This is a genomic window from Massilia sp. YIM B02769 (assembly GCF_030411995.1).
GTDB lineage: Bacteria > Pseudomonadota > Gammaproteobacteria > Burkholderiales > Burkholderiaceae_D > Telluria.
The window spans coordinates 285,305-307,555 of the sequence record NZ_JASNRC010000009.1 but is presented as its reverse complement, the minus strand read 5'-3'; the positions used below and the strand labels follow the sequence as shown (position 1 = coordinate 307,555).

25 protein-coding genes and 1 tRNA gene are annotated in these 22,251 nt (G+C 65.1%); 16 read left to right on the top strand and 10 right to left on the bottom strand.

The features are described from left to right. Window positions 1-329: hypothetical protein (locus QPK31_RS16725; RefSeq protein WP_290424042.1), on the top strand; the 329-nt coding region annotated here is incomplete at its 5' end. Here QPK31_RS16725 and QPK31_RS16720 read toward each other — a convergent pair. Beyond that, window positions 289-1,836, bottom strand: coding sequence for a phospholipase D family protein (locus tag QPK31_RS16720; RefSeq protein WP_290424041.1), 1,548 nt, complete (start codon window positions 1,834-1,836; stop codon window positions 289-291). The two genes, QPK31_RS16725 and QPK31_RS16720, sit on opposite strands and share 41 nt — an antisense overlap. Before the next feature lie 5 nt (window positions 1,837-1,841). Then, on the bottom strand, window positions 1,842-2,618 hold the full coding sequence (locus QPK31_RS16715; protein ID WP_290424040.1) for an enoyl-CoA hydratase: 777 nt from the start codon (window positions 2,616-2,618) through the stop codon (window positions 1,842-1,844). Between the two features lie 119 nt (window positions 2,619-2,737). On the opposite strand from QPK31_RS16715, the gene QPK31_RS16710 reads away from it, so the two are divergent. Further along, window positions 2,738-4,006 (top strand): MFS transporter, encoded by a 1,269-nt coding sequence (locus tag QPK31_RS16710; protein ID WP_290424039.1) that lies wholly within the window; start codon window positions 2,738-2,740, stop codon window positions 4,004-4,006. A 6-nt stretch (window positions 4,007-4,012) separates the two neighbouring features. Here the strand turns inward: QPK31_RS16710 and QPK31_RS16705 are convergent, their stop codons facing one another. Continuing rightward, on the bottom strand, window positions 4,013-5,251 hold the full coding sequence (locus QPK31_RS16705; RefSeq protein ID WP_290424038.1) for a murein transglycosylase A: 1,239 nt from the start codon (window positions 5,249-5,251) through the stop codon (window positions 4,013-4,015). 11 nt (window positions 5,252-5,262) lie between these two features. Between QPK31_RS16705 and QPK31_RS16700 the strand changes: the two genes are divergently transcribed. Further along, entirely contained in the window at window positions 5,263-5,409 is a 147-nt protein-coding gene (locus QPK31_RS16700; protein ID WP_290424037.1) for a hypothetical protein, read from the top strand. Here QPK31_RS16700 and apaG read toward each other — a convergent pair whose 3' ends face one another. Further along, window positions 5,410-5,784: a Co2+/Mg2+ efflux protein ApaG gene (gene apaG, locus QPK31_RS16695; protein ID WP_290424036.1), complete on the bottom strand. Its 375-nt coding sequence runs from the start codon at window positions 5,782-5,784 to the stop codon at window positions 5,410-5,412. Between the two features lie 172 nt (window positions 5,785-5,956). On the opposite strand from apaG, the gene rpe reads away from it, so the two are divergent. From rpe to QPK31_RS16655, 8 genes are all read left to right on the top strand, one after another. Then, on the top strand, window positions 5,957-6,628 hold the full coding sequence (rpe, locus tag QPK31_RS16690) for a ribulose-phosphate 3-epimerase (protein WP_229437504.1): 672 nt from the start codon (window positions 5,957-5,959) through the stop codon (window positions 6,626-6,628). Beyond that, complete coding sequence (locus tag QPK31_RS16685) at window positions 6,628-7,320, top strand: phosphoglycolate phosphatase (protein ID WP_290424035.1); 693 nt, start codon at window positions 6,628-6,630, stop codon at window positions 7,318-7,320. Before rpe ends, QPK31_RS16685 begins: the two co-directional genes overlap by 1 nt. Window positions 7,321-7,531: 211 nt before the next feature. Then, window positions 7,532-9,028, top strand: coding sequence for an anthranilate synthase component I (gene trpE / locus QPK31_RS16680; RefSeq protein WP_290424034.1), 1,497 nt, complete (start codon window positions 7,532-7,534; stop codon window positions 9,026-9,028). A gap of 1 nt (window position 9,029) precedes the next feature. After that, complete coding sequence (locus QPK31_RS16675) at window positions 9,030-9,593, top strand: aminodeoxychorismate/anthranilate synthase component II (RefSeq protein ID WP_290424033.1); 564 nt, start codon at window positions 9,030-9,032, stop codon at window positions 9,591-9,593. Between the two features lie 27 nt (window positions 9,594-9,620). Further along, window positions 9,621-10,658, top strand: coding sequence for an anthranilate phosphoribosyltransferase (gene trpD, locus QPK31_RS16670; RefSeq protein WP_290424032.1), 1,038 nt, complete (start codon window positions 9,621-9,623; stop codon window positions 10,656-10,658). Between the two features lie 10 nt (window positions 10,659-10,668). Further along, window positions 10,669-11,304: a LysE family translocator gene (locus tag QPK31_RS16665; RefSeq protein WP_290424031.1), complete on the top strand. Its 636-nt coding sequence runs from the start codon at window positions 10,669-10,671 to the stop codon at window positions 11,302-11,304. Window positions 11,305-11,313: 9 nt separating this feature from the next. After that, window positions 11,314-12,114, top strand: a complete 801-nt coding sequence (trpC, locus tag QPK31_RS16660; RefSeq protein ID WP_290424030.1) for an indole-3-glycerol phosphate synthase TrpC — start codon at window positions 11,314-11,316, stop codon at window positions 12,112-12,114. A 1-nt stretch (window position 12,115) separates the two neighbouring features. Continuing rightward, the gene (locus QPK31_RS16655) at window positions 12,116-12,631 is read left to right on the top strand and encodes a hypothetical protein (RefSeq protein ID WP_290424029.1); all 516 of its coding nucleotides are present in this window, start codon (window positions 12,116-12,118) and stop codon (window positions 12,629-12,631) included. 286 nt (window positions 12,632-12,917) lie between these two features. Here QPK31_RS16655 and QPK31_RS16650 read toward each other — a convergent pair whose 3' ends face one another. The 5 genes from QPK31_RS16650 to QPK31_RS16630 are packed head-to-tail and all read right to left on the bottom strand — an operon-like array spanning window position 12,918 to window position 17,891. Then, complete coding sequence (locus QPK31_RS16650) at window positions 12,918-14,753, bottom strand: M61 family metallopeptidase (protein ID WP_290424028.1); 1,836 nt, start codon at window positions 14,751-14,753, stop codon at window positions 12,918-12,920. 60 nt (window positions 14,754-14,813) lie between these two features. Next, window positions 14,814-15,395 (bottom strand): nucleotidyltransferase family protein, encoded by a 582-nt coding sequence (locus tag QPK31_RS16645; RefSeq protein ID WP_290424027.1) that lies wholly within the window; start codon window positions 15,393-15,395, stop codon window positions 14,814-14,816. Next, the gene (locus QPK31_RS16640; protein ID WP_290424026.1) at window positions 15,392-15,850 is read right to left on the bottom strand and encodes a (2Fe-2S)-binding protein; all 459 of its coding nucleotides are present in this window, start codon (window positions 15,848-15,850) and stop codon (window positions 15,392-15,394) included. The genes QPK31_RS16645 and QPK31_RS16640 overlap by 4 nt, the downstream gene beginning before the upstream one ends. Before the next feature lie 53 nt (window positions 15,851-15,903). Continuing rightward, window positions 15,904-16,623 carry a DsbC family protein gene (locus QPK31_RS16635; protein ID WP_290424049.1) on the bottom strand — a complete coding sequence of 240 codons (720 nt, stop codon included), beginning with the start codon at window positions 16,621-16,623 and terminating at the stop codon, window positions 15,904-15,906. Between the two features lie 20 nt (window positions 16,624-16,643). After that, window positions 16,644-17,891: an FAD-dependent monooxygenase gene (locus QPK31_RS16630; protein ID WP_290424025.1), complete on the bottom strand. Its 1,248-nt coding sequence runs from the start codon at window positions 17,889-17,891 to the stop codon at window positions 16,644-16,646. A 240-nt stretch (window positions 17,892-18,131) separates the two neighbouring features. Here QPK31_RS16630 and QPK31_RS16625 point away from each other — a divergent pair. The 5 genes from QPK31_RS16625 to QPK31_RS16605 all read left to right on the top strand — a co-directional run bounded on the left by QPK31_RS16625 (window position 18,132) and on the right by QPK31_RS16605 (window position 21,262). Beyond that, a tRNA-Phe gene (locus tag QPK31_RS16625) sits at window positions 18,132-18,207 on the top strand. A 155-nt stretch (window positions 18,208-18,362) separates the two neighbouring features. Further along, window positions 18,363-18,719 (top strand): DUF3140 domain-containing protein, encoded by a 357-nt coding sequence (locus QPK31_RS16620; protein WP_290424024.1) that lies wholly within the window; start codon window positions 18,363-18,365, stop codon window positions 18,717-18,719. Between the two features lie 222 nt (window positions 18,720-18,941). Then, window positions 18,942-19,496 carry a lipocalin family protein gene (locus QPK31_RS16615; RefSeq protein ID WP_290424023.1) on the top strand — a complete coding sequence of 185 codons (555 nt, stop codon included), beginning with the start codon at window positions 18,942-18,944 and terminating at the stop codon, window positions 19,494-19,496. Between the two features lie 33 nt (window positions 19,497-19,529). Beyond that, window positions 19,530-20,561 carry an NADP-dependent oxidoreductase gene (locus QPK31_RS16610; RefSeq protein WP_290424022.1) on the top strand — a complete coding sequence of 344 codons (1,032 nt, stop codon included), beginning with the start codon at window positions 19,530-19,532 and terminating at the stop codon, window positions 20,559-20,561. 23 nt (window positions 20,562-20,584) lie between these two features. After that, the gene (locus QPK31_RS16605) at window positions 20,585-21,262 is read left to right on the top strand and encodes a type 1 glutamine amidotransferase domain-containing protein (RefSeq protein WP_290424021.1); all 678 of its coding nucleotides are present in this window, start codon (window positions 20,585-20,587) and stop codon (window positions 21,260-21,262) included. A gap of 45 nt (window positions 21,263-21,307) precedes the next feature. Here QPK31_RS16605 and QPK31_RS16600 read toward each other — a convergent pair whose 3' ends face one another. Next, on the bottom strand, window positions 21,308-22,198 hold the full coding sequence (locus tag QPK31_RS16600; protein WP_290424020.1) for a hypothetical protein: 891 nt from the start codon (window positions 22,196-22,198) through the stop codon (window positions 21,308-21,310). Window positions 22,199-22,251 lie beyond the last annotated feature (53 nt).

Genomic DNA, 22,251 nt, shown 5'->3' with positions numbered 1-22,251 from the left:
TGGCACCTTCATCAAACGCCCACACTTATCGACTGTTAATTGTTAAAGAACTTATTCGGTGTTGCTTGCTGCGTTCTGCGAATCGTTTTGTTCGTCAGCAGCAGAGGAAGAAGAGTATGAAGCAATTTCTGTTTCTCGTCAACCCCTTCTTTGCTTCGCCTCAGTTTCCTGAGTTGGCTGTTGCAAGGATCAACTACTTGATTTCGTTGACGTTTTACAGCAGCGCCGAAGCGGAGGCGAACTATAGCAAACGGCTGAGCTGTTGCGCAAGACCCGGCTGCGAACTATTTACAACAGCCAGTCGATCGGCAACACCGACAGTACTTTGACGCCGGCGCGCTTCCATACCGTGGTGCCCGGTTCCTGGTCGTAACGCACGGTCTTTCCATCCGTATGTTCCAGCCAATACAGCTTGCCGTCACTGTCCAGGCGGACTTCATAGGCGCTGCCCGGAATGGTCTCGTCCAGGGTCTGGCCCAGGCGCTGCGCCAGGGCCGGGCTGTCGATCACAAAACCCATCTCGGTATTCAGGTCGATCGAACGCCGGTCCAGGTTGAAGGAGCCGACGAATACACTGCGACCATCCACGCCGAAGGTCTTGGCATGCAGGCTCGATGCCGAGCTGCCGAAGCGCCCGCGTCCGCTATCCGGCAGCTCCGGCCCCCATCGGCGGCGCAGCTCATATAAAGAGACCCCGGCACGCAGCAATTCATGGCGCCACTTGGCGTAGCCGGCATGCACCGCCGCGACGTCGGTCGCTTCGAGGGAATTGGTCAGCACCCTCACCTTTGCTCCGCTGTGGGCGATGTCGACCAGCCCCTGCGCCGCCCGCTTGCTGGGTACGAAGTATGGCGACACCAGGTCGACCTGCCGCTTCGGCTCGCCCAGCAGCTTGCCGAGGTCGGCCACCATGCGGCTGTCCTGCGGCGCATCGCCCAGCACCTTGGCCGGGTCGTCGCTCACCAGTTCGGCCTTGCTCCACTCCAGCGGCAGACGGCGCCCGGTAAGCTGTTCGACAAAAGGAGAGGCGCGCATCGCGTCCAGGTAGCGCTGCGCTTCGGGCCGGGCGCGCAGCTGCGCCGCATGCGCCGCCAGTGCGCCGGACGCCTGGGCCGCGGCCGGATCGACCAATGCCGAAACCGGATAAGCCGACGCGCTATTCCAGTAGCGGTCGAAGTCCTGCGACACCTCCTGCACCACCGGCCCCACCGCCAGCACGTCGAGATCGACGAACAGCATGTCGCCCGCCACCCCAAAGTACTCGTCGCCGACATTGCGCCCGCCGACGATCGTCACCTGGTTATCGGCCGTGAAGGATTTGTTGTGCATGCGCCGGTTCAGTCGGCTGAAATCCGTCAGGTAGCCGAGACTGCGCCAGCCGCGCGAACCGAAGGGGTTGAACAGGCGGACCTCGACGTTCGGCTCGCGGTCGAGCGCGGCCAGCACCGGGTCGAGGCCGGCGGTATTGTTATCGTCGAGGAGAAGGCGGACGCGCACGCCGCGTGCGGCGGCGCTGCGCAAGGCGTCCAGCATCAGCGTGCCGGTGAGATCGTCACGCCATATATAGTACTGGACGTCGAGACTGCGTTCGGCGCCACGCGCCAGCAAGGCCCGGGCGGCAAAGGCATCGCGCCCGTCCGACAAGGCGTGGATGCCCGAGCGCCCCGGATGTTCGGCAGCCAGCGGCACGATCGCCTGGCCCAGGCGCGTGTTGGCGGTGTCAGGCAGCGCCGCACTGGCGGTGCGCGCGCCCAGCGGCGGCAGCGAGGTGCAGCCGTAGGTTGCCGCCGCAGCGACAACCAGTACGCCCGCACCGATCCGCAGCGCCGCGCGCATGCCGGTTACATGCCGTCGAAATTCGCCTTGCGCTTGCCGAGGAAGGCGGACATGCCTTCTTTCTGGGCCGGCGTGCCGAAGGCGGCGTGGAAGAAGCGGCGCTCGTAGCGCACGCCTTCGGTCAGCGTGGTTTCATACGCGCGGTTCACCGAATCCTTGATCGCCATGGCGACCGACACCGGCATCTCGGCGATGGTGTTCGCCACCGCCAGCGCTTCTTCCATCAGCTTCTCGGCCGGGAAGATGCGCGACACCAGGCCGGTGCGCTCGGCCTCGGCGGCATCGATCATGCGCGCCGTGAGCAGCATGTCCATGGCCTTCGACTTGCCGATGGCGCGCGGCAGGCGCTGGGTGCCGCCGGCGCCCGGGGTCACGCCGACCTTGATTTCCGGCTGGCCGAACTTGGCGCTGTCGGCCGCGATCAGGAAGTCGCACATCATCGCCAGCTCGCAGCCGCCGCCCAGCGCATAGCCGGCGACGACGCCGATCACCGGCTTACGCACGTTCAGGATGTGCTCCCAGTTGCGGCCGATGTAGTTGCCCGGGTAGGTGTCGGCATAGGTGTACTCGGCCATGGCGGCGATGTCGGCGCCGGCCGCGAAGACTTTTTCGCTGCCGGTGAGGACGATGACGTTCACGGCCGGGTCGGCGTCGAACTTGTACAGTGCCTGACCGAGCTCGTTCATCATGTTGTCGTTCAGCGCGTTCATCGCTTTCGGACGGTTGAGGCGAATGACGACCACCTTGCCGTGGTTTTCGATCAGCAGGTCTGCGTACTCCATGGGCTCTCCTCCAGAATATATATGACGTTATCTATGTGACTCTCTGCCGCGATTGTAGCGCCTCCGCTGCCCAAAAAGGACGGTATCATTGCCGGCCCTGCCATGTCTTGTGCGTGCACGTGATCCTCCATCCCCGTCAACTCCTGCAGCAAATCGCCGGCGATGGCCTGTTGCGAAACGCCGACTTCCGCCGTCTCTGGCTCACCAGCGCGCTCACCCAGTTCGGCGCCCAGATCACCCTGCTCGCCCTGCCGATCTGCGCGGTACTCATGCTGCATGCGACGCCGGCGCAAATGGGCACCCTGGGCGCATTGGAATCCCTGCCCTTCCTGCTGTTCGGCCTGCCCTCGGGCGTGCTGCTGGAGCGCTGCCGCCGCTTGCCGATCATGATGTGCAGCGACGCCATGGTGGCCACCGCCCTGGCCAGCGTGCCCCTGGCCTGGTGGCTCGATGCGCTCACGATCCACTGGCTGTACGCGGTCGGTTTCGTGCTCGGTACCGGCATGGTCATCGGCGGCAGCGCCGAACAGGTCTTCCTCACCTTTGTCGTCGGCCGCGAGCGCCTGGTCGACGCCCACGCCAAGTTCGCCGCCACCGAATCGGCCGCGCGCCTGATCGGGCCGGGCATGGCCGGCGCCATGGTGCAGCTGCTGGGCGCGCCCATCGCGATCCTGTGCAACGTGGCCGGCTTCATGGTCTCGCTGGCGAACCTGAAGCGCATCCGTGCGCGCGAGCCGAAGCCGGCGCCGACGGACACGCATCCGCTGCGCGATATCCGCGACGGCCTGGCCTTCGTCTGGCAGCACCGCGTGCTGCGCACCCTGGCCTGGACCTCCGGCGCCTGGCACTTCCTGTTCTATGGCTACATGGCCCTGCACGTGCTGTTCGCGACCCGCGTGCTCGGCATGACGCCGGGCGTGATGGGCACGGCGCAGATGCTGGGCGGCGCCGGCATCCTGGCCGGCTCGGTGCTGGTCAAGCCGCTCTCCGATCGTTTAGGCACCGGCCGCGCGATTTTGGCCGGCCTGTGCAGCTGCGCGCTCGGCTTTGCCCTGATGCCGGCGATTCCGCAAACGCTGCTGGGCAGCGCGTCCCTCAGCACCATCGCCTACGCGGTCGTGGTGTTCCTGCTCGACTGCGGCGCGACGCTGTTCTTCGTCCCCTACATCGCCCTGCGCCAGCGCGTGACGCCGGATGCGATGCTGGGGCGGATGGTGGCGACCATGCGCTCGCTGACGGTGGCGAGCGCGCCGCTGGGCGCGCTGGCGGCCGGCGCGCTGGCCGAGCGCTTCAGCGTGCGCACCGGACTGGCGTGCGTGGCGGCGGGTGCGGTGCTGCTGGCGATTGCCGCCGTCACAGGCACCCGCCTGCGCAGCGTGAACGACTGACGGCGCTTACTTCGGCAGCAGCACCCACACATTCCCACGCTGCTTCATGCGGCCCGCATACTCGGCCGCATTCCCGCCGAAGCCGAAGAAGAAATCCGCCCGCACCGGCCCGCGGATGGCGCCGCCGGTATCCTGCGCCAGCATCAGCCGCTGCAGCGGCGCCCCGTCCGCCGGATGGGTCGTCGCCAGGAACAGCGGCGCACCCAGCGGCACGATGGATAAATCGACCGCCACCGAACGCTCCGCCGTCAGGGGCACGCCGAGCGCCCCCTTCGGCCCGACCGAGGCATCCGGCAGGCGCTCTTCCTTGAAGAAGATATAGCTCGGGTTGACGTTCAGGAGTTCCTGGCGCCGCGCCGGATTGGCCGCGATCCAGGCCTTGATGCTTTGCGCGGATACGCCATCGGCCGGCAATTCGCCCTGCTCTACCAGCCAGCGCCCGATCACTTTATAGGGATGTCCGTTCTGGTCGGCGAAAGCGATACGCACCGTCTCGCCGGTTTCGGCGATCTGCACGCGGCCCGAACCCTGCACCTCGAGGAAAAAGGCTTCGACCGGATCGTCGACCCAGACCAGCTCCTTGCCTTTCAAGGGCGCGCGCTCGATCTCGGCGCGGGTGGCGTACGGCACCACGGTCTTGCCGGCCAGGCGGCCGCGCAGGCGCATGTTCTTCAAATTCGGATACACGCTGCCCAGGTCGACCGTGACCAGGTCGTCCGGCACGCGGTACAGCGGCGTTTGATAGGCGCCGCCGCGCTTGCGCGCACCGCGCAGCATGGGTTCGTAGTAACCGGTGATCAGGCCGGTGTCGGCGCCGTCGGGCGTGCGCATCTGGTTCGGTACGAAGTAGGTCTCGAAGAACGCGCGGATCGCCGCGTTATCGCGCGCATCGACCCGCGCGGCCTGGGCACAGGCATTCATCCACTCCGCCTTCTTCGCCAGCACGCGGCACGACGACAGGAAGGCCGGCCAGGCCTGGCGCAGGTCGTCCTGCTGCCAGCCCGGCAGCGCGGCGAACGACACCGGCGTCATGGCCGGCACCGGTGGCGGCGGCTCGGTAGGCGCCGGCTCCGGTGCAGGAATCGCGACCGGCCCCACCGGCGGCGGCATCACGATGTCCGGCTGCTTCGATGGTTCCGGCGACGGGGCAGGCGCCGGCTGCTGCGGCGTCGTGCCGCAAGCCGCCAGAAGAACGGCGACGAGGGCGATTGAAGCAGGTACACTAGGGCGGCGTATCGATTGCATAGGACGAAAGTATGTGGATCTTGATGCTGGAAGCCGGCGTGGCCTTGTTCCTGCTGGTGTTTATCGTGTGGTGGACCATGTTTTCGGGCCGTCCGGAGGAGCGCAAGCGCCCGCTGCGCGACGACAGCCAGCCGCCGCGCGACGCTGACCAGCCCTGATTAGTGCAGGCTGCGCGGCAGCGACAGCACGAACTCGGGAATCGCCACCTCGAAGCGGTGGCCATCCTCGGCCACGCAGAAGTATTCGCCATGCATCGAGCCCTGCGGCGTGGCCAGCTGGGTGCCGCTGGTGTATTCGAAGTGCTCGCCCGGCTTCAGCAGCGGCTGGTGCCCCACCACGCCCAGGCCCGACACTTCCTGGGTGCGGTTGTTGGCGTCGGTGATCACCCAGTGGCGCGAGATCAGCTGGGCCGGCACGCTGCCGGTATTCCGGATCGTGATCGTGTAAGAGAACACATAATTGTCGCGCTCCGGATTGGACTGCTCCGGCAAGTGCTGGGTGCGGACGGTGACGGTGAAATCGTAGGCGGACATCGGCTTTCCTCTTGTCGTTTTATTAGTTGCCTGCGCGAATATCGCAGCCTGGCTGCGGCGCAGATGTGCGCAAAACGACAATCATACAGGGCCGGCAAAAAGCCGGTTCGCGCGCTTCGCTGCCGGCTCGGCGTAAAATAGCCGGATTCCCGACCACCTATCCGTCACCGCAATGACCACCTACCGCATCGCTCCCAGCATCCTGTCCGCCGATTTCGCCCGCCTGGGCGAGGAAGTCCGCAACGTCGTCGAGGCCGGCGCCGACATCATCCACTTCGACGTGATGGACAACCATTACGTGCCGAACCTGACGATCGGCCCGCTGGTCTGCCAGGCGATCCGCCCGCACGTGCAGGTGCCGATCGACGTGCACCTGATGGTGAAACCGGTCGACCGCATCATCCCCGACTTCGCGAAAGCCGGCGCCAACATCATCACCTTCCACCCGGAAGCGTCGGAGCACATCGACCGCACCCTGCAGCTGATCCGCGACCATGGCTGCAAGGCCGGCCTGGTATTCAACCCCGCCACGCCGATGCACTACCTGGAACACGTGATGGACAAGATCGACATGATCCTGATCATGTCGGTGAACCCGGGCTTCGGCGGCCAGTCCTTCATTCCCGAAGCGCTGAAGAAGATCGCGATCGCGCGCCGCCTGATCGACGAATCCGGCCGCGACATCATGCTGGAAGTCGATGGCGGCATCAAGGCCGAGAACATCGCCGCCGCAGCTGCTGCCGGCGCCGACACCTTTGTCGCCGGCTCGGCCATCTTCGGCAAGCCCGACTACAAGGCCGTGATCGACGCCATGCGCGCCGAACTGGCCACGGTCGGCAAGTAATGCGGGCCGGCGCCGCGGCCATCAAGGCTGCCATCATCGACCTGGACGGCACCATGCTCGACACGGTGCCGGATTTCGAACTGGCCCTGAACGCCATGCGCGCCGAGTTCCACCTGGCGCCGATCACGCAGGCCGTGATCAAGCCGATGGTCGGCAAGGGTTCGGAAAAACTGATCCGCGACGTGCTGTCGCTCGACTTCGATCCGGACCGCGTCGAGTCCGTCTTCGATGCCGCGATGGCCGCCTACCAGCACCACTACCTGGCCATCAACGGTGACAGGAGCGTGCTGTTCGACGGCGTGATCGAAGGCCTGCAAGCCTTGCGCGCGCTGGGCTTGCGCCTGGCCTGCGTGACCAACAAGCCGATCAGCTTTACCACGCCGCTGCTGGCGCAAAAAGGCCTGGCGCCCTACTTCGAGCTGGTCTACGGCGGCGATTCGCTGCCCAGGAAAAAGCCCGATCCGCTGCCGCTGCTGCAGGTCTGCAGCGACTTCGACCTGCCGCCGCCGCAGGTGGTGGCGATCGGCGATTCCTCGAACGATGCCGAAGCGGCACGCGCCGCGCGTTGCTTCGTGCTCACAGTGCCATATGGTTATAACCACGGAAGGCCTGTGCAAGAGATCGATTCCGATGGTATAGTTAATTCGCTACTGGATGCCGCGAAGCTGATTCGTGCGCACAACGGCCAGTAAGTACCGCCTAAACTCACTTATCTATACATGTTCTTCACCAAAAAACACACTGTCAACCAGACCGGCGCCCTTGAGGCCTGGCTGTGGCGACGCTGGCAATCCTGGGCTAACTAACCCTGTATTGATTGCTGCCGGCTGCACGCGCGTCCGGCAGGTTTTTTGAACACACGCCGCCACACTCCTCCCTTTCGATGGCGGCCTGGAGATGAACATGACCGAACTCGAATTCCGCTCGCTGGCCAACCAGGGCTACAACCGCATTCCACTGATCGCCGAGGCGTTCGCCGACCTGGAAACGCCGCTCTCGCTCTACCTGAAGCTGGCCCAGTCGCAGAACACCGGCAAGAACACCTTCCTGCTCGAGTCGGTGGTCGGCGGCGAACGCTTCGGCCGCTACTCCTTCATCGGTCTGCCTGCCAAGACCCTGCTGCGCGCGAGCGGCGAACGCGTCGAGATCGTCACGAACGGCGTCGTAACCGAGACGCACGAGGGCAATCCGCTCGACTTCATCGAAGCATTCCAGGCGCGCTTCAAGGTTGCCCTGCGCCCCGGCATGCCGCGCTTCTGCGGCGGCCTGGCCGGCTACTTCGGCTACGACACGGTGCGCCACATCGAGCGCAAGCTTGCCGGCAGCGCGCCGAAGGACGACCTCGGCCTGCCTGAAATCCAGCTGCTGGTGACGGAAGAACTGGCCGTCATCGACAACCTGTCCGGCAAGCTCTACCTGATCGTGTACGCCGATCCGTCGCAGCCGGAAGCATTCGCGAAAGCGCGCCAGCGTTTGAAAGAACTGCGCATCATGCTGCGCCGTAGCGTCGACGTGCCCGTCACCACCGGCTCGGTGCGTACCGAAGCCGTGCGCGATTTTTCAAAGGAAGACTACCTGGCAGCGGTGGCCAAGGCCCACGAATACGTGATGGCCGGCGACCTGATGCAGGTGCAGATCGGCCAGCGCATCCGCAAGCCGTATGTGGATTCGCCACTGTCGCTGTACCGCTCGCTGCGTTCGCTGAATCCGTCGCCCTACATGTACTACTACAACTTCGGCGACATGCAGATCGTCGGCGCTTCGCCGGAGATCCTGGTTCGTAACGAAACGTCGCCAGCCGGCGAACGCAAGGTCACGCTGCGCCCGATCGCCGGCACCCGTCCGCGCGGATCGACGCCGGAACGCGATGCCGAACTGGCGGTCGAACTGCTGGCCGACCCGAAGGAAATCGCGGAACACGTGATGCTGATCGACCTGGCGCGCAACGACATCGGCCGCATCGCCGAGACCGGCAGCGTGAAGGTGACCGACCGCATGGTCATCGAAAAATACTCGCATGTGCAGCACATCGTCTCGAACGTCGAGGGTCGCCTGAAGCAGAACCTGTCGAACCTGGACGTGCTGCGCGCGACCTTCCCGGCCGGCACCCTGACCGGTGCGCCGAAGGTGCGGGCGATGGAGGTCATCGACGAGCTGGAGCCAGTAAAGCGCGGCATCTACGGCGGCGCCTGCGGTTATCTCTCCTTTGGCGGCGAGATGGACGTGGCGATCGCGATCCGCACCGGCGTGATCAAGGACGGCAACCTGTATGTGCAGGCCGCGGCCGGCATCGTGGCCGATTCCATCGCCGAGATGGAATGGCAGGAAACCGAAAACAAGGCGCGCGCGGTGTTGCGTGCGGCCGAGCAGGTGCAAGACGGACTGGATGGGGAGATCTGACATGTTACTCATGATCGACAACTACGATTCCTTCACCTACAACATCGTCCAGTACTTCGGCGAGTTGGGCGAGGAAGTGCGCACCGTGCGCAACGACGAAGTCACGATCGACCAGATCGCGGACATGCACATCGACCGCATCTGCATTTCGCCCGGCCCCAAGGCCCCGGTGGATGCCGGCGTCTCGGTCGAGGTGATCAAGCAGTTCGGGGGCAAGCTGCCGATCCTCGGCGTCTGCCTCGGGCACCAGGCCATCGGCGAAGCCTTCGGGGGCAAGATCGTGCGCGCCAAGCAGGTCATGCACGGCAAGACCTCGCTGATCGCGCATACCGGCGTGGGCGTGTTCAAGGACATTCCAAGCCCGTTCACCGTGATCCGCTACCACTCGCTGGCGATCGAGCGCGCCTCGCTGCCCGACTGCCTGGAAGTGACGGCCTGGACCGACGACGGCGAGATCATGGGCGTGCGCCACAAGGAGTTCGATATCCAGGGCGTGCAGTTCCACCCGGAGTCGATCCTGTCCGAGCACGGCCACAAGCTGCTGAAGAATTTCCTCGAGCGTTAAACGCTTTCTCACCTTACTGGAACGCTCATGCCGATCACACCACAAGAGGCGCTGCTGCGCTGTATCGAACACCGCGAGATCTTCCACGACGAGATGCTGCACCTGTTCCGCCAGATCATGGCCGGCGAGATGTCGCCGACCATGGTGGCGGCCCTGACCATGGGCCTGCGCGTGAAGAAGGAAACCATCGGCGAGATCACCGCCGCCGCACAAGTCATGCGCGAATTCTCGACCAAGGTGCCGATGGCCGACACCAGCCGCCTGCTCGACATCGTCGGCACCGGCGGCGACGGCGCCAACACCTTCAATATCTCCAGCGCGTCGATGTTCGTGGCCGCCGCCGCCGGCGCGCGCGTGGCCAAGCACGGCGGACGCAGCGTGTCCTCGTCCTCGGGCAGCGCCGACTTGATAGAGTCGCTGGGCGCCCAGATTGACCTGAAGCCCGAGCAGATCGCGCAGTCGATCGCCCAGACCGGCATCGGCTTCATGTTCGCACCGAACCACCACGCGGCCATGAAGCACGTGGCGCCGGTGCGCCGCGAACTCGGCGTGCGCAGCATCTTCAACATCCTCGGGCCGCTCACCAATCCGGCCGGCGCGCCGAACATCCTGATGGGCGTGTTCCACCCCGACCTGGTCGGTATCCAGGTGCGCGTGCTGCAGCGCCTCGGCGCCCAGCATGCACTGGTGGTCTGGGGCCGCGACAACATGGACGAAGTCTCGCTCGGCGCCGGCACCCTGGTCGGTGAACTGGTGAATGGCGAGATCCGCGAGTACGAAATCCATCCGGAAGATTTTGGCCTGCAGATGGTCTCGAGCCGCAACCTGAAGGTGGCGAACACCGAGGAATCGAAGGTGCGCGTGCTGGAAGCGCTGCGCGGCGAACCGGGTCCGGCGTACGACATCGTGGCGCTGAATGCCGGCACCGCGCTGTATGCGGCGGGCGTCTGCGCCTCGATCGAGGAAGGCCTGGCGAAGGCGCGCGAGACCATCGCTTCCGGTGCGGCGCTGGCCAAGCTGGATCAGTTCGTGAACGTGACGCGCCAGCTGGGCGCCAAGGGCTGAAGGGCGCGGCATGTTCGGCATCCACGACCTGCCCTTGTTTGTGGTTTCCGGACTGCTGCTCAATATCATGCCAGGGCCGGACTCGCTGCTGATCATGACGCGCAGCGCCGGCCAGGGCTGGCGTGCCGGCTGCACGGCGGCGGCGGGGATCGGCGCCGGCACCATGGTGCACATCTTCGCCGCGGCGCTGGGGCTGTCGGCGGTGCTGGCGACGTCCGCCACCGCCTTCACGGTGGTCAAGCTGGTTGGCGCGGCCTACATCCTCTATATGGCGGTGGGCCTCCTGATGAGCAAGAAGAAGGACAGCGCGGCCGTGACTACTGCCTTGCCGGCCCTGCCCTACCGGAAGATCTTCGCCCAAGGTTTCCTCACGAACGTACTGAACCCGAAGGTAGCGATCTTCTTCCTCGCCTTTGTCCCACAATTCATCGGCGCCGATGCATCGAACAAGGCGCTTGCCTTCATCGTCCTCGGCTGCATCTTCAATTTCAACGGCATGCTGTGGTGCGGGGCGCTGGCGCTGACCACCGCCAAGGCCAGTGAACGGCTCAAGCTCAACCCAAGCGTTTCGCTGTGGCTGAACCGCGCGACCGGCGGCCTGTTCGTCTGGCTCGGCGTCAAGCTGGCCCTGTCCAAGCAACACTAATTCCTGACTATGTCCGACATCCTGAACAAGATCCTGGCCGTCAAGGCCGACGAAGTGGCGGCGGCGAAGAAGCACCGCGATTTGCCCAGCCTGCGCCGCGAAGTCGAGTCCGATAGCGAACTGCGCGCGGGTATTCGCGGCTTCGAGGCGAGCCTGCGCCGCAGTATTGCCGAGGGCCGGGCCGGCGTGATCGCCGAAGTGAAAAAGGCCTCGCCTTCGAAGGGCATCCTGCGGCCGGATTTCCGTCCTGCCGACATCGCCCGCAGCTATGCCGAAGGCGGCGCATCCTGCCTGTCGGTGCTGACCGACGTGCAGTTCTTCCAGGGTTCCGTGGACTACCTGCGCCAGGCGCGCGCGGCCGTGGAGCTGCCGGTGATCCGCAAGGACTTCATCGTCGACATGTACCAGGTGTACGAAGCGCGGGCGATGGGTGCCGATGCGATTCTCTTGATCGTGTCTGCGCTGGATCATGGCTTGATGGCGGAGCTTGAGGCATGTGCACAGGAACTCGGTATGGACGTGCTGGTCGAAGTACATGACGGTGATGAGTTGACCGCGGCGCTGCGCCTGAAAACGCGCCTCGTGGGCATCAACAACCGCAACCTGCGTACCTTTGCCGTGTCGCTCGATACGACCATCGATTTGCTGCCGCGTATTCCTGCCGAGCGGCTGGTGGTCACCGAGTCCGGCATTGCCGTGCGCGACGATGTCGAGCGCATGCGCGCGGCGAACGTGCATGCCTTCCTGGTGGGCGAAGCCTTCATGCGTGCGCCCGATCCCGGCAACGAATTGCGACGATTATTCGACTGACATGAACACTTCCATCCGCATCAGGGCCGCTCTCCTTCTTCTACTGGCAGCCCTGGGCGGATGCAGCACGGTCCAGCCCGTCGCTTCCACGGCCAAACGACTTGTCGAGGCCATGCTTCCCGGTTCTCCTTCCACGCCCAGTCCTGTCGGCCCCCTCGATGCGCCGGTGCCACCGCCGTCGCGCACGCTGGATGCCTATAAAACCGAAGTGGCGCAGCACGTGATGCGCCATAACAGCGGCCAGACCTTCAGCGGGCGCTTGCCACCGATGCTGCCGGCGATCGTGGTGCTGAACATCACCGTGCGTGACGATGGGGAGCTGGAGGAAGTGAAGGTGCAGCGTTCGCGCGACGACGATGCATCGCAGGTGGCGCTGGCGTCGATGCGGCGCAGCGGGCCATTACCCAGGCCCGTGCACCTGCTGGCGGGGAACGTGCGCAAGCTGACGTTTTCCGAGACTTTCCTGTTCAACGAACAGTATCGGTTTCAGTTGCGCAGCCTGGCGGGGCCGCAATGATGGGAACTGCGTGATAACCGGAGTGCTTCATTGACCTGCGGCCTCGACGGTACGGTGGGCACTTCGTGCCCACGCGGAAGCTAGCATAACGTTGGCATCGTTAAAGTCGCGCGACTCGCATGGCGCCGCCGCATCCAAGACGCAGACCGCAGCATTCAAACAAAGCCAACACGATGCGACGTTCCGCGTGGGCACAGAGTGCCTAGCGCGGCCCGGCCCACCCTACGGTCACCGCATCGGGTTATTACAAGCACCGCATGTACGCGAACACCGCGGCGCTGATTTCTTACACCGCGCTCGGCCGCGCAATCGTCCCCGCCTTGCGCACCCCAGCCACCGGCGACAGCGTAATCCCCGGCACCCGGTCACCCTGCAACGTCACCTCGAAGCTCATCAACTCGTCGCGCCGGAACGCATGCACCGTCACCTTGTCGCCCACGCGATAACGCGACAGCAAGGCATCCACATTCGGCGGATTCCCATTCACGCGCAGCCCGTCGATCGCAATCACGATATCCAGCGCCGACAAGCCCGCCCCATGCGCCGCGCCGCCCTCGTGCACCTGGGTCAGCTTGGCGCCGAGCGGGTCGCGGCCGATGCCGGCGTCGAGCGACGGCTTGCCGCTGTTGCGTTCATCCACCAGCTTGACGCCCAGCGGCGCATACAGCTTGGCCAGCGGCAGGTCCTCAAAACCACGGATGTACTTGTCGAACAGCCCGCGCAGCTTGACGCCGCTGACTTCGTCGAACAGCGCCTCGACTTCGCGCTCGGTCACGCCACGGCCCACGCCGGCGTAGAAATCGCGGCCGTAGCGCTGCCACAGCGCCAGCATGATGTCGTCCAGCGATTTGGCGCCGCCGGTCTTGGCACGGATCGTCAAATCAAAGGCCAGCGCGATCAGCGAGCCCTTGGTGTAGTAGCTGATGATGGCGTTCGGCGAATTCTCGTCCTGGCGGTAGTACTTGCTCCAGGCATCGAAGCTGGAATCGGCCACGCTCTGCTTGGTGCGGCCGCTGCCGCGCAGCACGCTGCCGACCGTCTTGCCCAGCAATTTGAAGTAGGTCGGCTCGCCGATGATCCCGGCGCGCACCAGCATCAAATCGTCGTAGTAGCTGGTAAAGCCTTCGAACAGCCACAGCAGCGGCGTGTAGTTCTCGACCTGCAGATCGTAAGGCGCAAACACCGCCGGCTTGATGCGCTTGACGTTCCAGGTATGGAAGTACTCGTGGCTGCACAGGCCCAGGAATTTCAGGTAGCCCTCGCCTGGTTCGCCCGACTTTTGCCCGCCCGCTTTCGGCCCGATGCAAGGCAGGTCGGCGCGCGCGCAGATCAGCGCGGTCGAAGCGCGGTGTTCGAGGCCGCCGTAGCCGTCGCCCACGGCCATGGTCATGAACACGTAGCGGTCGACCGGCGCTTTCCTGGTCACCGGCTCGAAGAAGGCGATCTGGATTTCGCAGATGGCCTTCAGGTCGGCCTGCAGGCGCGCCATGTCCAGGTTCGGCACGCGGCCGGTGATCACGATGTCGTGCGGGACGCCGTGCGCCTTGAAGGTGGCCAGCGCGAAGTCGCCCATCTCCACCGGGTGGTCGATCAATTCGTCGTAGTCGCCCGCCACATAGGTGCCGAAGCCGTAGCGCTTGGCGCCGAGTTCCTTCATTGCGGTGGCCACGCGCCAGGTTGCGGCGGCCGGATCGGCCGGGCGCTGGATGTCGACCTGGTGACGCTGCGCTTCCTGTCCGACCACGCGCAGGAAGACGCTGGTGCCGTTGAAGAAGCCGTGGGTCTGGTCGAGGTGGGCGGCGCGCACCGACAGGTCCCAGGCATAGACTTCGTAGTGCAGGGTCAGCGGACCGTCGACCGGCGCGGCCTGCCAGGAATGCTTGTCGAGCTTGGCCAGCGCGACGGCGGCGCCGTTCGCCTCGGCGCGGATGCGCACGATGTTGCGTGCGAATTCACGGATCATGTAGCTGCCCGGGATCCAGGCCGGCAGCGCGAACACCTGGCCTTCCGGCGCGGGTGCGGCAACCGTCACGGTCACGTTGAAGAGGTGGGCGGCCAGGTCCTTGGGGACGATGCTGTACTGGATGGCGATCTGCTTGGCGGTCTGCGAAGGTTTTTTCATGGGGTCGAAGGAAGGCTGCCGATATATGAATAGTGTAAACGATTCGGCAGCGCCCGGACCCTAGAGGTCGGCCGGGGTATCGATGTCGCGGAAGATGCCGGGGTCGTCGACCGCGACGTCGCGCACCGGCATCGTCTTGAGCAGCGGCCGCGCACCAACCTCGCCTTCCAGCGCCAGCAGGGCCGGCAAGTGCACGGCGCCGAAGGCCACCGGGTTGCCGCGCCGTCCCTCGCACAGCGGCGCCGCAATGTCCGCACCATCGGCCAGTGCAGCGAGCAGCGCCCGCAGCGTCAGGGCCGAAACGAAGGGCATGTCGCCCAGCGCCACCAGCCAGGCGTCGGCCTCGGGCAGCGAATGCCGGATCGCGTGCACCAGCGAGGCCGCCATGCCGCTGTCGGCATCCGCACACACCGTGACCTCGACACCGAGTGCGCGCAAGTGTTCGCCCACACCGCCATCGTCGGGCGGCACCACCGCGATCACGCGCGGCAGCACCGAGAGCAATGTCCGCGCGCTGGCCACCACCACCGGCTCGCCATCGGGCAGGGGTTGCAGCAGCTTGTTGCGCGTGCCCAGCGGATCGAAACGCCGGCCCCTGCCTGCGGCAAGCAAAATGCCGACCGGATGCGCGACGGCGCTCATGCCAGCGTCTTCGCCGCGTCCTTGATCGCCGCGCGGATGCGCTGGTAGGTGCCGCAGCGGCAGATGTTGCCGCTCATGGCGTTGTCGATGTCGGCGTCGCTCGGCGCGGTGTTGGTGCGCAGCAGCGCGGCGGCGCTCATCACCTGGCCGCTCTGGCAGTAGCCGCACTGCGGCACGTCGTGGCGGATCCAGGCATCCTGCACGGCCTTGCCGACCGGGTCGCCGGACATCGCTTCGATGGTGGTGATTTTCTGGCCGACGGCGACCGAAATCGGCGTGATGCAGGAGCGGATCGGCGCGCCTTCCAGGTGCACGGTGCAGGCGCCGCACAGGGCGGCGCCGCAGCCGAACTTGGTGCCGGTCAGGTCCAGGTTGTCGCGCAGGGCCCAGAGGATGGGCGTGGACGGATCGGCGTCAACCTGCAGGTCGCGCCCGTTGATGTTGAGTTGGACCATGACGCCCTGCCCTAGACTTTTGTTTTAACAGTACAACTTTTGTTTGGCTGAGCTTAATTCAGCGACTGCAGCTTCGCTTCCAGCGTCTTCAGGTCGACCGCGCCTGGAATGCGCGAACCGTCGGTGAAGAAGATCGCCGGCGTGCCCTGGATGTTCAGCTTGTGGCCGAGTTCCACGACCTTGTCGTTCGGCGTTTCGCAGCTTGCGGGCGCGGCGGTCGGCACTTTGCCGTTGATCATCCAGTCATCCCAGGCCTTGACCCGATTCGGCGCGCACCAGATGTTCTTCGACTTCTCGAAGGAATCCGGCGACAGGATGTTGTACATGAAGGTGTAGATGGTGACGTTGTCCAGGTCCTTCAGCGTGGTCGCGCGCAGGCGCTTGCAGTAGCCGCAGTTCGGGTCTTCGAACACCGCGATCACGCGCTTGCCGTCGCCCTTCACCTGCTTCAGCGCCAGGTTCAGCGGCAGGTCCGAGAACTTGATCTTGTTCAGCTCATCGATGCGCTCGCGGGTCAGGTTCTTCGAGCTCTTGGCGTCGTACACCTGGCCGATGAACAGGTACTCGGCTTTCTTGTCGGTGTACAGGATGTCGCCGCCGACGCGCAGCTCGTACAGCCCGCCGTACGGGGTTTCCTTGATGGTATCGATCTTGGCGCCACCGAGGCGCGGTTCGATGTTCTTGCGGATGGTCGTCTCGACCGTGTTCTGGGCATCCACACAGCCCGCAATCAGGCCCATCGCCAGCAGGGCGGCGATCTTGGTTTTAAACATCACTTTAGAATCCTTGAAGGTTACTTACCGATGGCATGCGCCATCAACTGCCGTTTTACGAAGGGCAACTTGTCGAGCAAGTTCATGCCCAGATTGCGCACCACGCGCACCGGTTCGAGATTCGCGCCGAACAGGCGTTCGAGGCCGTCGGTGGCCAATTGCATGAGCAGCACGTCTTCCTTGCGCGCACGGGCGTAGCGCGCCAGCACGCGCTCGTCGCCGATGGCGCGGTGTTCTTCGCGTTCGCTAATGATGCGCAGCAAGTCGACCACGTCGCCGAAGCCCAGGTTCATGCCGTGGCCGGCCAGCGGGTGCACGGCGTGGGCGGCGTCGCCGATCAGGGCGACATGCGGCGCCACCAGCGCATGCGGACGCACCAGCGCCAGCGGGACCGCTTTCACGGCTTCCGGCTGCAGGGGCTTCAACGCACCGAGCGGTTCGTCGGCGTATTCGCACAGGCGGATCGCCAGCTCGCCGAGCGACTCCTCCATCAGGGTCGCGGCCAGGGTTTCCGGCGCCGACCAGACCAGCGACACCTTGTTGCCCGGCAGCGGCAGCAGCGCGACGATGCCGTCCTTGCAGGTGAACCACTGGTGGGCCACGCCATGGTGCGGCTTTTCGCAGGCAAAATTCGTGACGATGGCGCGCTGGTGATAGGAGCGGTAATCGATGCCGATGTCGCACTGCCCGCGCACCCAGGAATCACGCCCGTCGGCGCCGACCACCAGTTTCGCATCGAGCTTGCGGCCGTCTTCCAGCTCGACCTGGGCGCCTTCCGGGCCGCAGGTCAGGCGCGTCGCGGAACCGCTGACGACCTGCACGTTATGCGCGAACTTCAGGGCCGCATCCAGCGCCCCATTCAAATTGCTGTCCTCGACGATCCAGGCCAGGGCGCCGGTGTGGGCGCCAAAGGCGTCGAAGCCGAGTTTGCCGCCGAGTGCGTCACCCTGCTTGCCGTCGCCGTTCACCGCCATCGCATCGACCGGCGCGATGCGCGACGCGTCCATCGCGCCCCACACCTTCAGCGAGGACAGCAGGTTGTAGGCCGTGTGGTTCAGGGCGTAGACACGCACATCCCAGGGCCGCTCGGCACCTGGTGCGACCGACGGGGCATCGTCGGATGCCGGCCGCGGCGCGGGCACCAGCAGCGTGACGCTGTGCCCCGCCTGGGCAAAACCGAGGGCCGCAGTCTTGGCGATGGCGCCATTGCCGACGATGCAGACATCGCTGACGCGGGATTGTGCAGTGGAAGAATGTGGTGTCGTCATGCCAAGCATTATATAGCGGCATCTCCCCGGGACGCCGCAGGCCGCTCTCAGGGGTGCGAAAAGAATGCCAAAAGAAAGTTGCAAGTGGGACTTGCAGAGCCGCGAGGCGCTGGCTATAATCATGCCTCTNCTCCCCGGGACGCCGCAGGCCGCTCTCAGGGGTGCGAAAAGAATGCCAAAAGAAAGTTGCAAGTGGGACTTGCAGAGCCGCGAGGCGCTGGCTATAATCATGCCTCTCTTGGCCTGGTAGCTCAGTTGGTAGAGCAGAGGATTGAAAATCCTTGTGTCGGTGGTTCGATTCCGCCCCGGGCCACCAAGAATTCAGTACTACGAAAGTAGTGCAACAAAAACGCCACCTTCGGGTGGCGTTTTTGTTTTCTATGTGCTTTTCTGGTGCGCCAATGAAAACTGCGTTCGTGATACTTTGAATAACGGGTAGGGTCTACCGGACTAACGTTCATTGGAGTAAGCATGTCAAAACAAGCAGGCACTGGTGATGAGGACGCAGCCAGGACGGTCGCGGAGTTCAAGCAGGCGGTGAACATGACGCCAGCCCAACTGGAAAAGTGGCTCGATACCGACGATTCCAAACGGGTCGGCCAGAAGCACGGCAACGCCGAATCGACCGGGCACCAGTCCGGACGCCGCATCGTCGAACTGCTGCACCGGCACGCCCGGGACTTGAGTGCGGACGACATCGCGCACATGCGCAAGGTGATCGGGTACATCCACCGGCACCTGGCACAAGGTCCTACCAAGAGCGATCCGGCATCGAGCGACTGGCGCTATTCGCTGATGAACTGGGGCCACGATCCCGAGAAAAAATGAGTGCCCTATCAAAGCCGTGTGCTTCTTTTCGCCCTCTTCAGCCGCGGCAGAAACCTCGGCGCCGATGCCCGGCAAACGCCACCTTCGGGTGGCGTTCTGGTTTTCGGGCCAGCGATGGCGTGCACCGCGCGTACAGTCGGGTCAGTAGAATACGCTGGCAAGAACGGTCAAGCCAGCCCACGGCGCCCGCGCGATCGTTCATCCCTAATCCAGCGGAGCCACATGAACGCCATCCTGCCCTTCCTGCTCTCGGCCGTCATCGCCCATGCAGCGCCTGCAAACGCGCGAGACGCCCAAGCCGCGCCTGCGATTACCACGATCCCATCCCTGGAGGTGCCCCGCTACATGGGCAAGTGGTACGAGATCGCGAAGTTCCCCAACAGATTCCAGCGCGATTGCGTGAGCAACACGAGCGCGACCTATTCTGTCTTGCCGGACGGAAGAGTCAAGGTGGTGAACCGCTGCCGCCAGGCGGACGGATCGGAAAAGAGCGCGGAAGGGGTCGCGCGCCAGCTCGGCGGTCCGGACTCGCCCAAGCTCGAGGTACGGTTCGCACCGGCCATCCTGTCGTTCATCCCGATGGTATGGGGCGACTACTGGGTGATCGACCTCGATCCGGACTACCGGCTCGCGGCCGTCAGCGACCGCAAGGGCGACTACCTGTGGATTTTGTCACGCACCCCGACGGTGGACCAGGCCGCCTATGACGCGCTGGCGAAGCGAATTGCGGCGCAGGGCCTGGATATCACGAAGCTCGAAGCCACGCCGCAGCGATAAACCGCACCACGCTCTCACAACGGAGAAACAAACATGCCACAAACTAATGCCATGAACCGCGCCCTGGTGCTGCAGCAGCGCCCGCACGGCGCACCCGATGCGAGTACCTTCCGCATGACCGAATCGCCGGTGCCGCAACCGCAAGAGGGCCAGGTACTGCTGCGCACCCTTTACCTGTCGCTCGACCCCTACATGCGCGGGCGTATCAGCGCGGCCAAGTCCTATGCTGCCTCTGTCGAGATTGGCGCCGTGATGGTCGGCGGCACCGTCTCGCGCGTGGAAGCGTCGCGCCACCCGGATTTCGCGGCCGGCCAGCTGGTGCTGGGCTACAGCGGCTGGCAGGACTATGCCCTGTCGGACGGTGCCGGGCTGAACAAGCTCGACGATGACCCACGGCTGGCCTCGCGCGCCCTCGGCGTGCTCGGCATGCCGGGCTTTACCGCCTACATGGGCCTGCTCGACATCGGCCAGCCGCAGCCGGGCGAGACGGTGGTGGTGGCCGCCGCCAGCGGCGCGGTCGGCTCGCTCGTCGGCCAGATCGCGAACATCAAGGGCGCGCGCGCGGTCGGTATCGCCGGCGGCGCCGACAAGTGCCGCTATGTCGTGGACGAACTCGGCTTCGACGCCTGCATCGATCACCGCGCTCCCGACTTCGCCGCACAGCTGGCCGCGGCCTGCCCGGACGGCATCGACGTGTATTTCGAAAACGTCGGCGGCGCCGTGTTCGACGCCGTGCTGCCCTTGCTTAACACCAAGGCGCGCATTCCCGTATGCGGCCTGATCGCCGACTACAACGCCACCGGCCTGCCCGACGGTCCCGACCGTATCGGCCTGCTGGCGCGCACCATCCTGACCAAGCGTATCCGCATGCAGGGCTTCATCATCTTCGACGACTATGGTTCGCGCTACGGCGAGTTCCATGGCCAGATGCGCAGCTGGCTCCAGGAAGGAAAGATCAAGTTCCGCGAGGATATCGTGGAAGGTCTCGAGAACGCGCCGCAAGCATTCATCGGTCTGCTTGAAGGCAAGAACTTTGGCAAGCTCATCATCCACGTCGCCGACTGACGACACGTCTACAGGAGGATCACATGAACATTTTGATGGTATTGACTTCGCACGCGCAGCTGGGCAACACCGGCAAGCAAACCGGCTTCTGGCTGGAAGAGTTCGCCGCACCGTACTACGCGCTGAAGGATGCCGGCGCCACGATCACCGTGGTCTCGCCCGAGGGCGGCCAGCCGCCGCTCGACCCGAAAAGCGACGCGCCGGATGCGCAGACCGATGCGACCAGGCGCTTCAAGGACGACGCCGCCGCCCAGGCCGTGCTGGCGTCCACCGGCAAGCTGGCCGAGGTGAAGGCTGACGATTTCGACGCCGTCTTCTATCCCGGCGGCCATGGCCCGCTGTGGGACCTGGCCGAGGACAAGACCTCGATCGCGCTGATCGAAGCCATGGCCGCTGCCGGCAAGCCGGTTGCCGTCGTCTGCCACGCCCCTGGCGTGCTGCGGCACGTAAAAGGCGCCGATGGCCAGCCGCTGGTCAAGGGCAAGCGCGTGACCGGTTTCACCAACACCGAAGAAGAAGCGGTAGGCCTGACGGAGGTTGTGCCTTTCCTGGTCGAAGACATGCTCAAGCAAAACGGTGGCCAGTACGAACGCGGCGCCGACTGGGCATCGTTTGTGCTCACCGATGGCAAGCTGGTCACCGGCCAGAATCCGGCGTCGTCCGAAGAAGCCGCACAGGCCCTGATCAGGCTGCTGGCCTAGCCGGGCAGCCTGCCTGGGCAAATGGTGGCGCGCAAATGCGCGTCATCACGCGCCACCCTGCGCCTGCGCCATCTCCTGCGCCGGCAAGGTCACCGTCAGGAACGACGACACCTGCGCGATCAGCTCGGCCGCCTGCTGGCGCACCTGCCCCATCTGCAGGATCGACAGTTCCGCCTGGCGCACCGCCTGTCCGATCAATGTGCGGCGCTGGGTAAGCGCATCGAGCAAGGCCGCATCCGGCGAATTGGCCGCGAGTGTCGCCACCACCGCCAGCACCGCCCCGTGCAGGCCCAGGTTCTGCGCCGACGCTTCCAGGTTGCGCACGGCGACTTCGCTGTCCGCCATCAGCTGCAGCAGCTGCGCGCGCGATGCGGTCAGCGCCGGCTTGAACTCGGCCGGCGATTGCGAACGGCGGAACAGCTTGCCGAACATGCCGCTCGGTGCGCGCGTACTCTCGAGCGCGGCGTCCAGCTGCGCCGGCACGCCCATCTGCGTGAACTTCAAGACCAGTTCGGTGATGGGCTGGAGCAGCGCGGCCTGCTCCAGCAAAGGCTCCTCGGCCCAGTCCGTGACCAGCGACAGTTTCACCGGCAGGATGCGCCGGAACAGGATGGCCAGGCGCCCTTCGGCCTGCGCATACAGGGTCGGATAGTCGGCACTGGCGCTTGCCAGCGCGTCGCGCACCGCCGGATGGTCTTCGCTGTCGAACAAGGCCCTGGGTGCGGCCTTGCGGGTGAGGTTCGAGGCCGCCGGCACGGCGGGAAGATCGTCGAACGACAAGGCCTTCGGCGGCGTGACAGGCGCAGGCGCTTCCTCGGCCTCGCCGTAGTCGAAGGCCTGCGGGCCGGCCGGGCTGGAGGCCGGGCCAGGCGCCGGCGCCGTGGCCCGCTCCGGCTCCGCGCCGAAATCGAAAGCCTTGGGTTTCTGCTGCGTCATCGCTCAGTCATCCCCTACTCGGCACGTCGATTGCGGCAAAACTGGGCGGCGCG

Coding starts and splice junctions, on each gene's coding strand:
- QPK31_RS16700 (WP_290424037.1), top strand. CDS start 5,263: ATGTGGATCTTGATGCTGGAAGCCGGCGTGGCCTTGTTCCTGCTGGTG.
- QPK31_RS16645 (WP_290424027.1), bottom strand. CDS start 15,395: ATGAGCGCCGTCGCGCATCCGGTCGGCATTTTGCTTGCCGCAGGCAGG.
- QPK31_RS16720 (WP_290424041.1), bottom strand. CDS start 1,836: ATGCGCGCGGCGCTGCGGATCGGTGCGGGCGTACTGGTTGTCGCTGCG.
- QPK31_RS16705 (WP_290424038.1), bottom strand. CDS start 5,251: ATGCAATCGATACGCCGCCCTAGTGTACCTGCTTCAATCGCCCTCGTC.
- QPK31_RS16635 (WP_290424049.1), bottom strand. CDS start 16,623: ATGTTTAAAACCAAGATCGCCGCCCTGCTGGCGATGGGCCTGATTGCG.
- QPK31_RS16605 (WP_290424021.1), top strand. CDS start 20,585: ATGAACATTTTGATGGTATTGACTTCGCACGCGCAGCTGGGCAACACC.
- QPK31_RS16620 (WP_290424024.1), top strand. CDS start 18,363: ATGTCAAAACAAGCAGGCACTGGTGATGAGGACGCAGCCAGGACGGTC.
- QPK31_RS16610 (WP_290424022.1), top strand. CDS start 19,530: ATGCCACAAACTAATGCCATGAACCGCGCCCTGGTGCTGCAGCAGCGC.
- apaG (WP_290424036.1), bottom strand. CDS start 5,784: ATGTCCGCCTACGATTTCACCGTCACCGTCCGCACCCAGCACTTGCCG.
- QPK31_RS16665 (WP_290424031.1), top strand. CDS start 10,669: ATGTTCGGCATCCACGACCTGCCCTTGTTTGTGGTTTCCGGACTGCTG.
- QPK31_RS16600 (WP_290424020.1), bottom strand. CDS start 22,198: ATGACGCAGCAGAAACCCAAGGCTTTCGATTTCGGCGCGGAGCCGGAG.
- QPK31_RS16675 (WP_290424033.1), top strand. CDS start 9,030: ATGTTACTCATGATCGACAACTACGATTCCTTCACCTACAACATCGTC.
- QPK31_RS16615 (WP_290424023.1), top strand. CDS start 18,942: ATGAACGCCATCCTGCCCTTCCTGCTCTCGGCCGTCATCGCCCATGCA.
- QPK31_RS16685 (WP_290424035.1), top strand. CDS start 6,628: ATGCGGGCCGGCGCCGCGGCCATCAAGGCTGCCATCATCGACCTGGAC.
- rpe (WP_229437504.1), top strand. CDS start 5,957: ATGACCACCTACCGCATCGCTCCCAGCATCCTGTCCGCCGATTTCGCC.
- QPK31_RS16655 (WP_290424029.1), top strand. CDS start 12,116: ATGAACACTTCCATCCGCATCAGGGCCGCTCTCCTTCTTCTACTGGCA.
- QPK31_RS16640 (WP_290424026.1), bottom strand. CDS start 15,850: ATGGTCCAACTCAACATCAACGGGCGCGACCTGCAGGTTGACGCCGAT.
- QPK31_RS16715 (WP_290424040.1), bottom strand. CDS start 2,618: ATGGAGTACGCAGACCTGCTGATCGAAAACCACGGCAAGGTGGTCGTC.
- trpC (WP_290424030.1), top strand. CDS start 11,314: ATGTCCGACATCCTGAACAAGATCCTGGCCGTCAAGGCCGACGAAGTG.
- QPK31_RS16650 (WP_290424028.1), bottom strand. CDS start 14,753: ATGAAAAAACCTTCGCAGACCGCCAAGCAGATCGCCATCCAGTACAGC.
- trpE (WP_290424034.1), top strand. CDS start 7,532: ATGACCGAACTCGAATTCCGCTCGCTGGCCAACCAGGGCTACAACCGC.
- QPK31_RS16630 (WP_290424025.1), bottom strand. CDS start 17,891: ATGACGACACCACATTCTTCCACTGCACAATCCCGCGTCAGCGATGTC.
- trpD (WP_290424032.1), top strand. CDS start 9,621: ATGCCGATCACACCACAAGAGGCGCTGCTGCGCTGTATCGAACACCGC.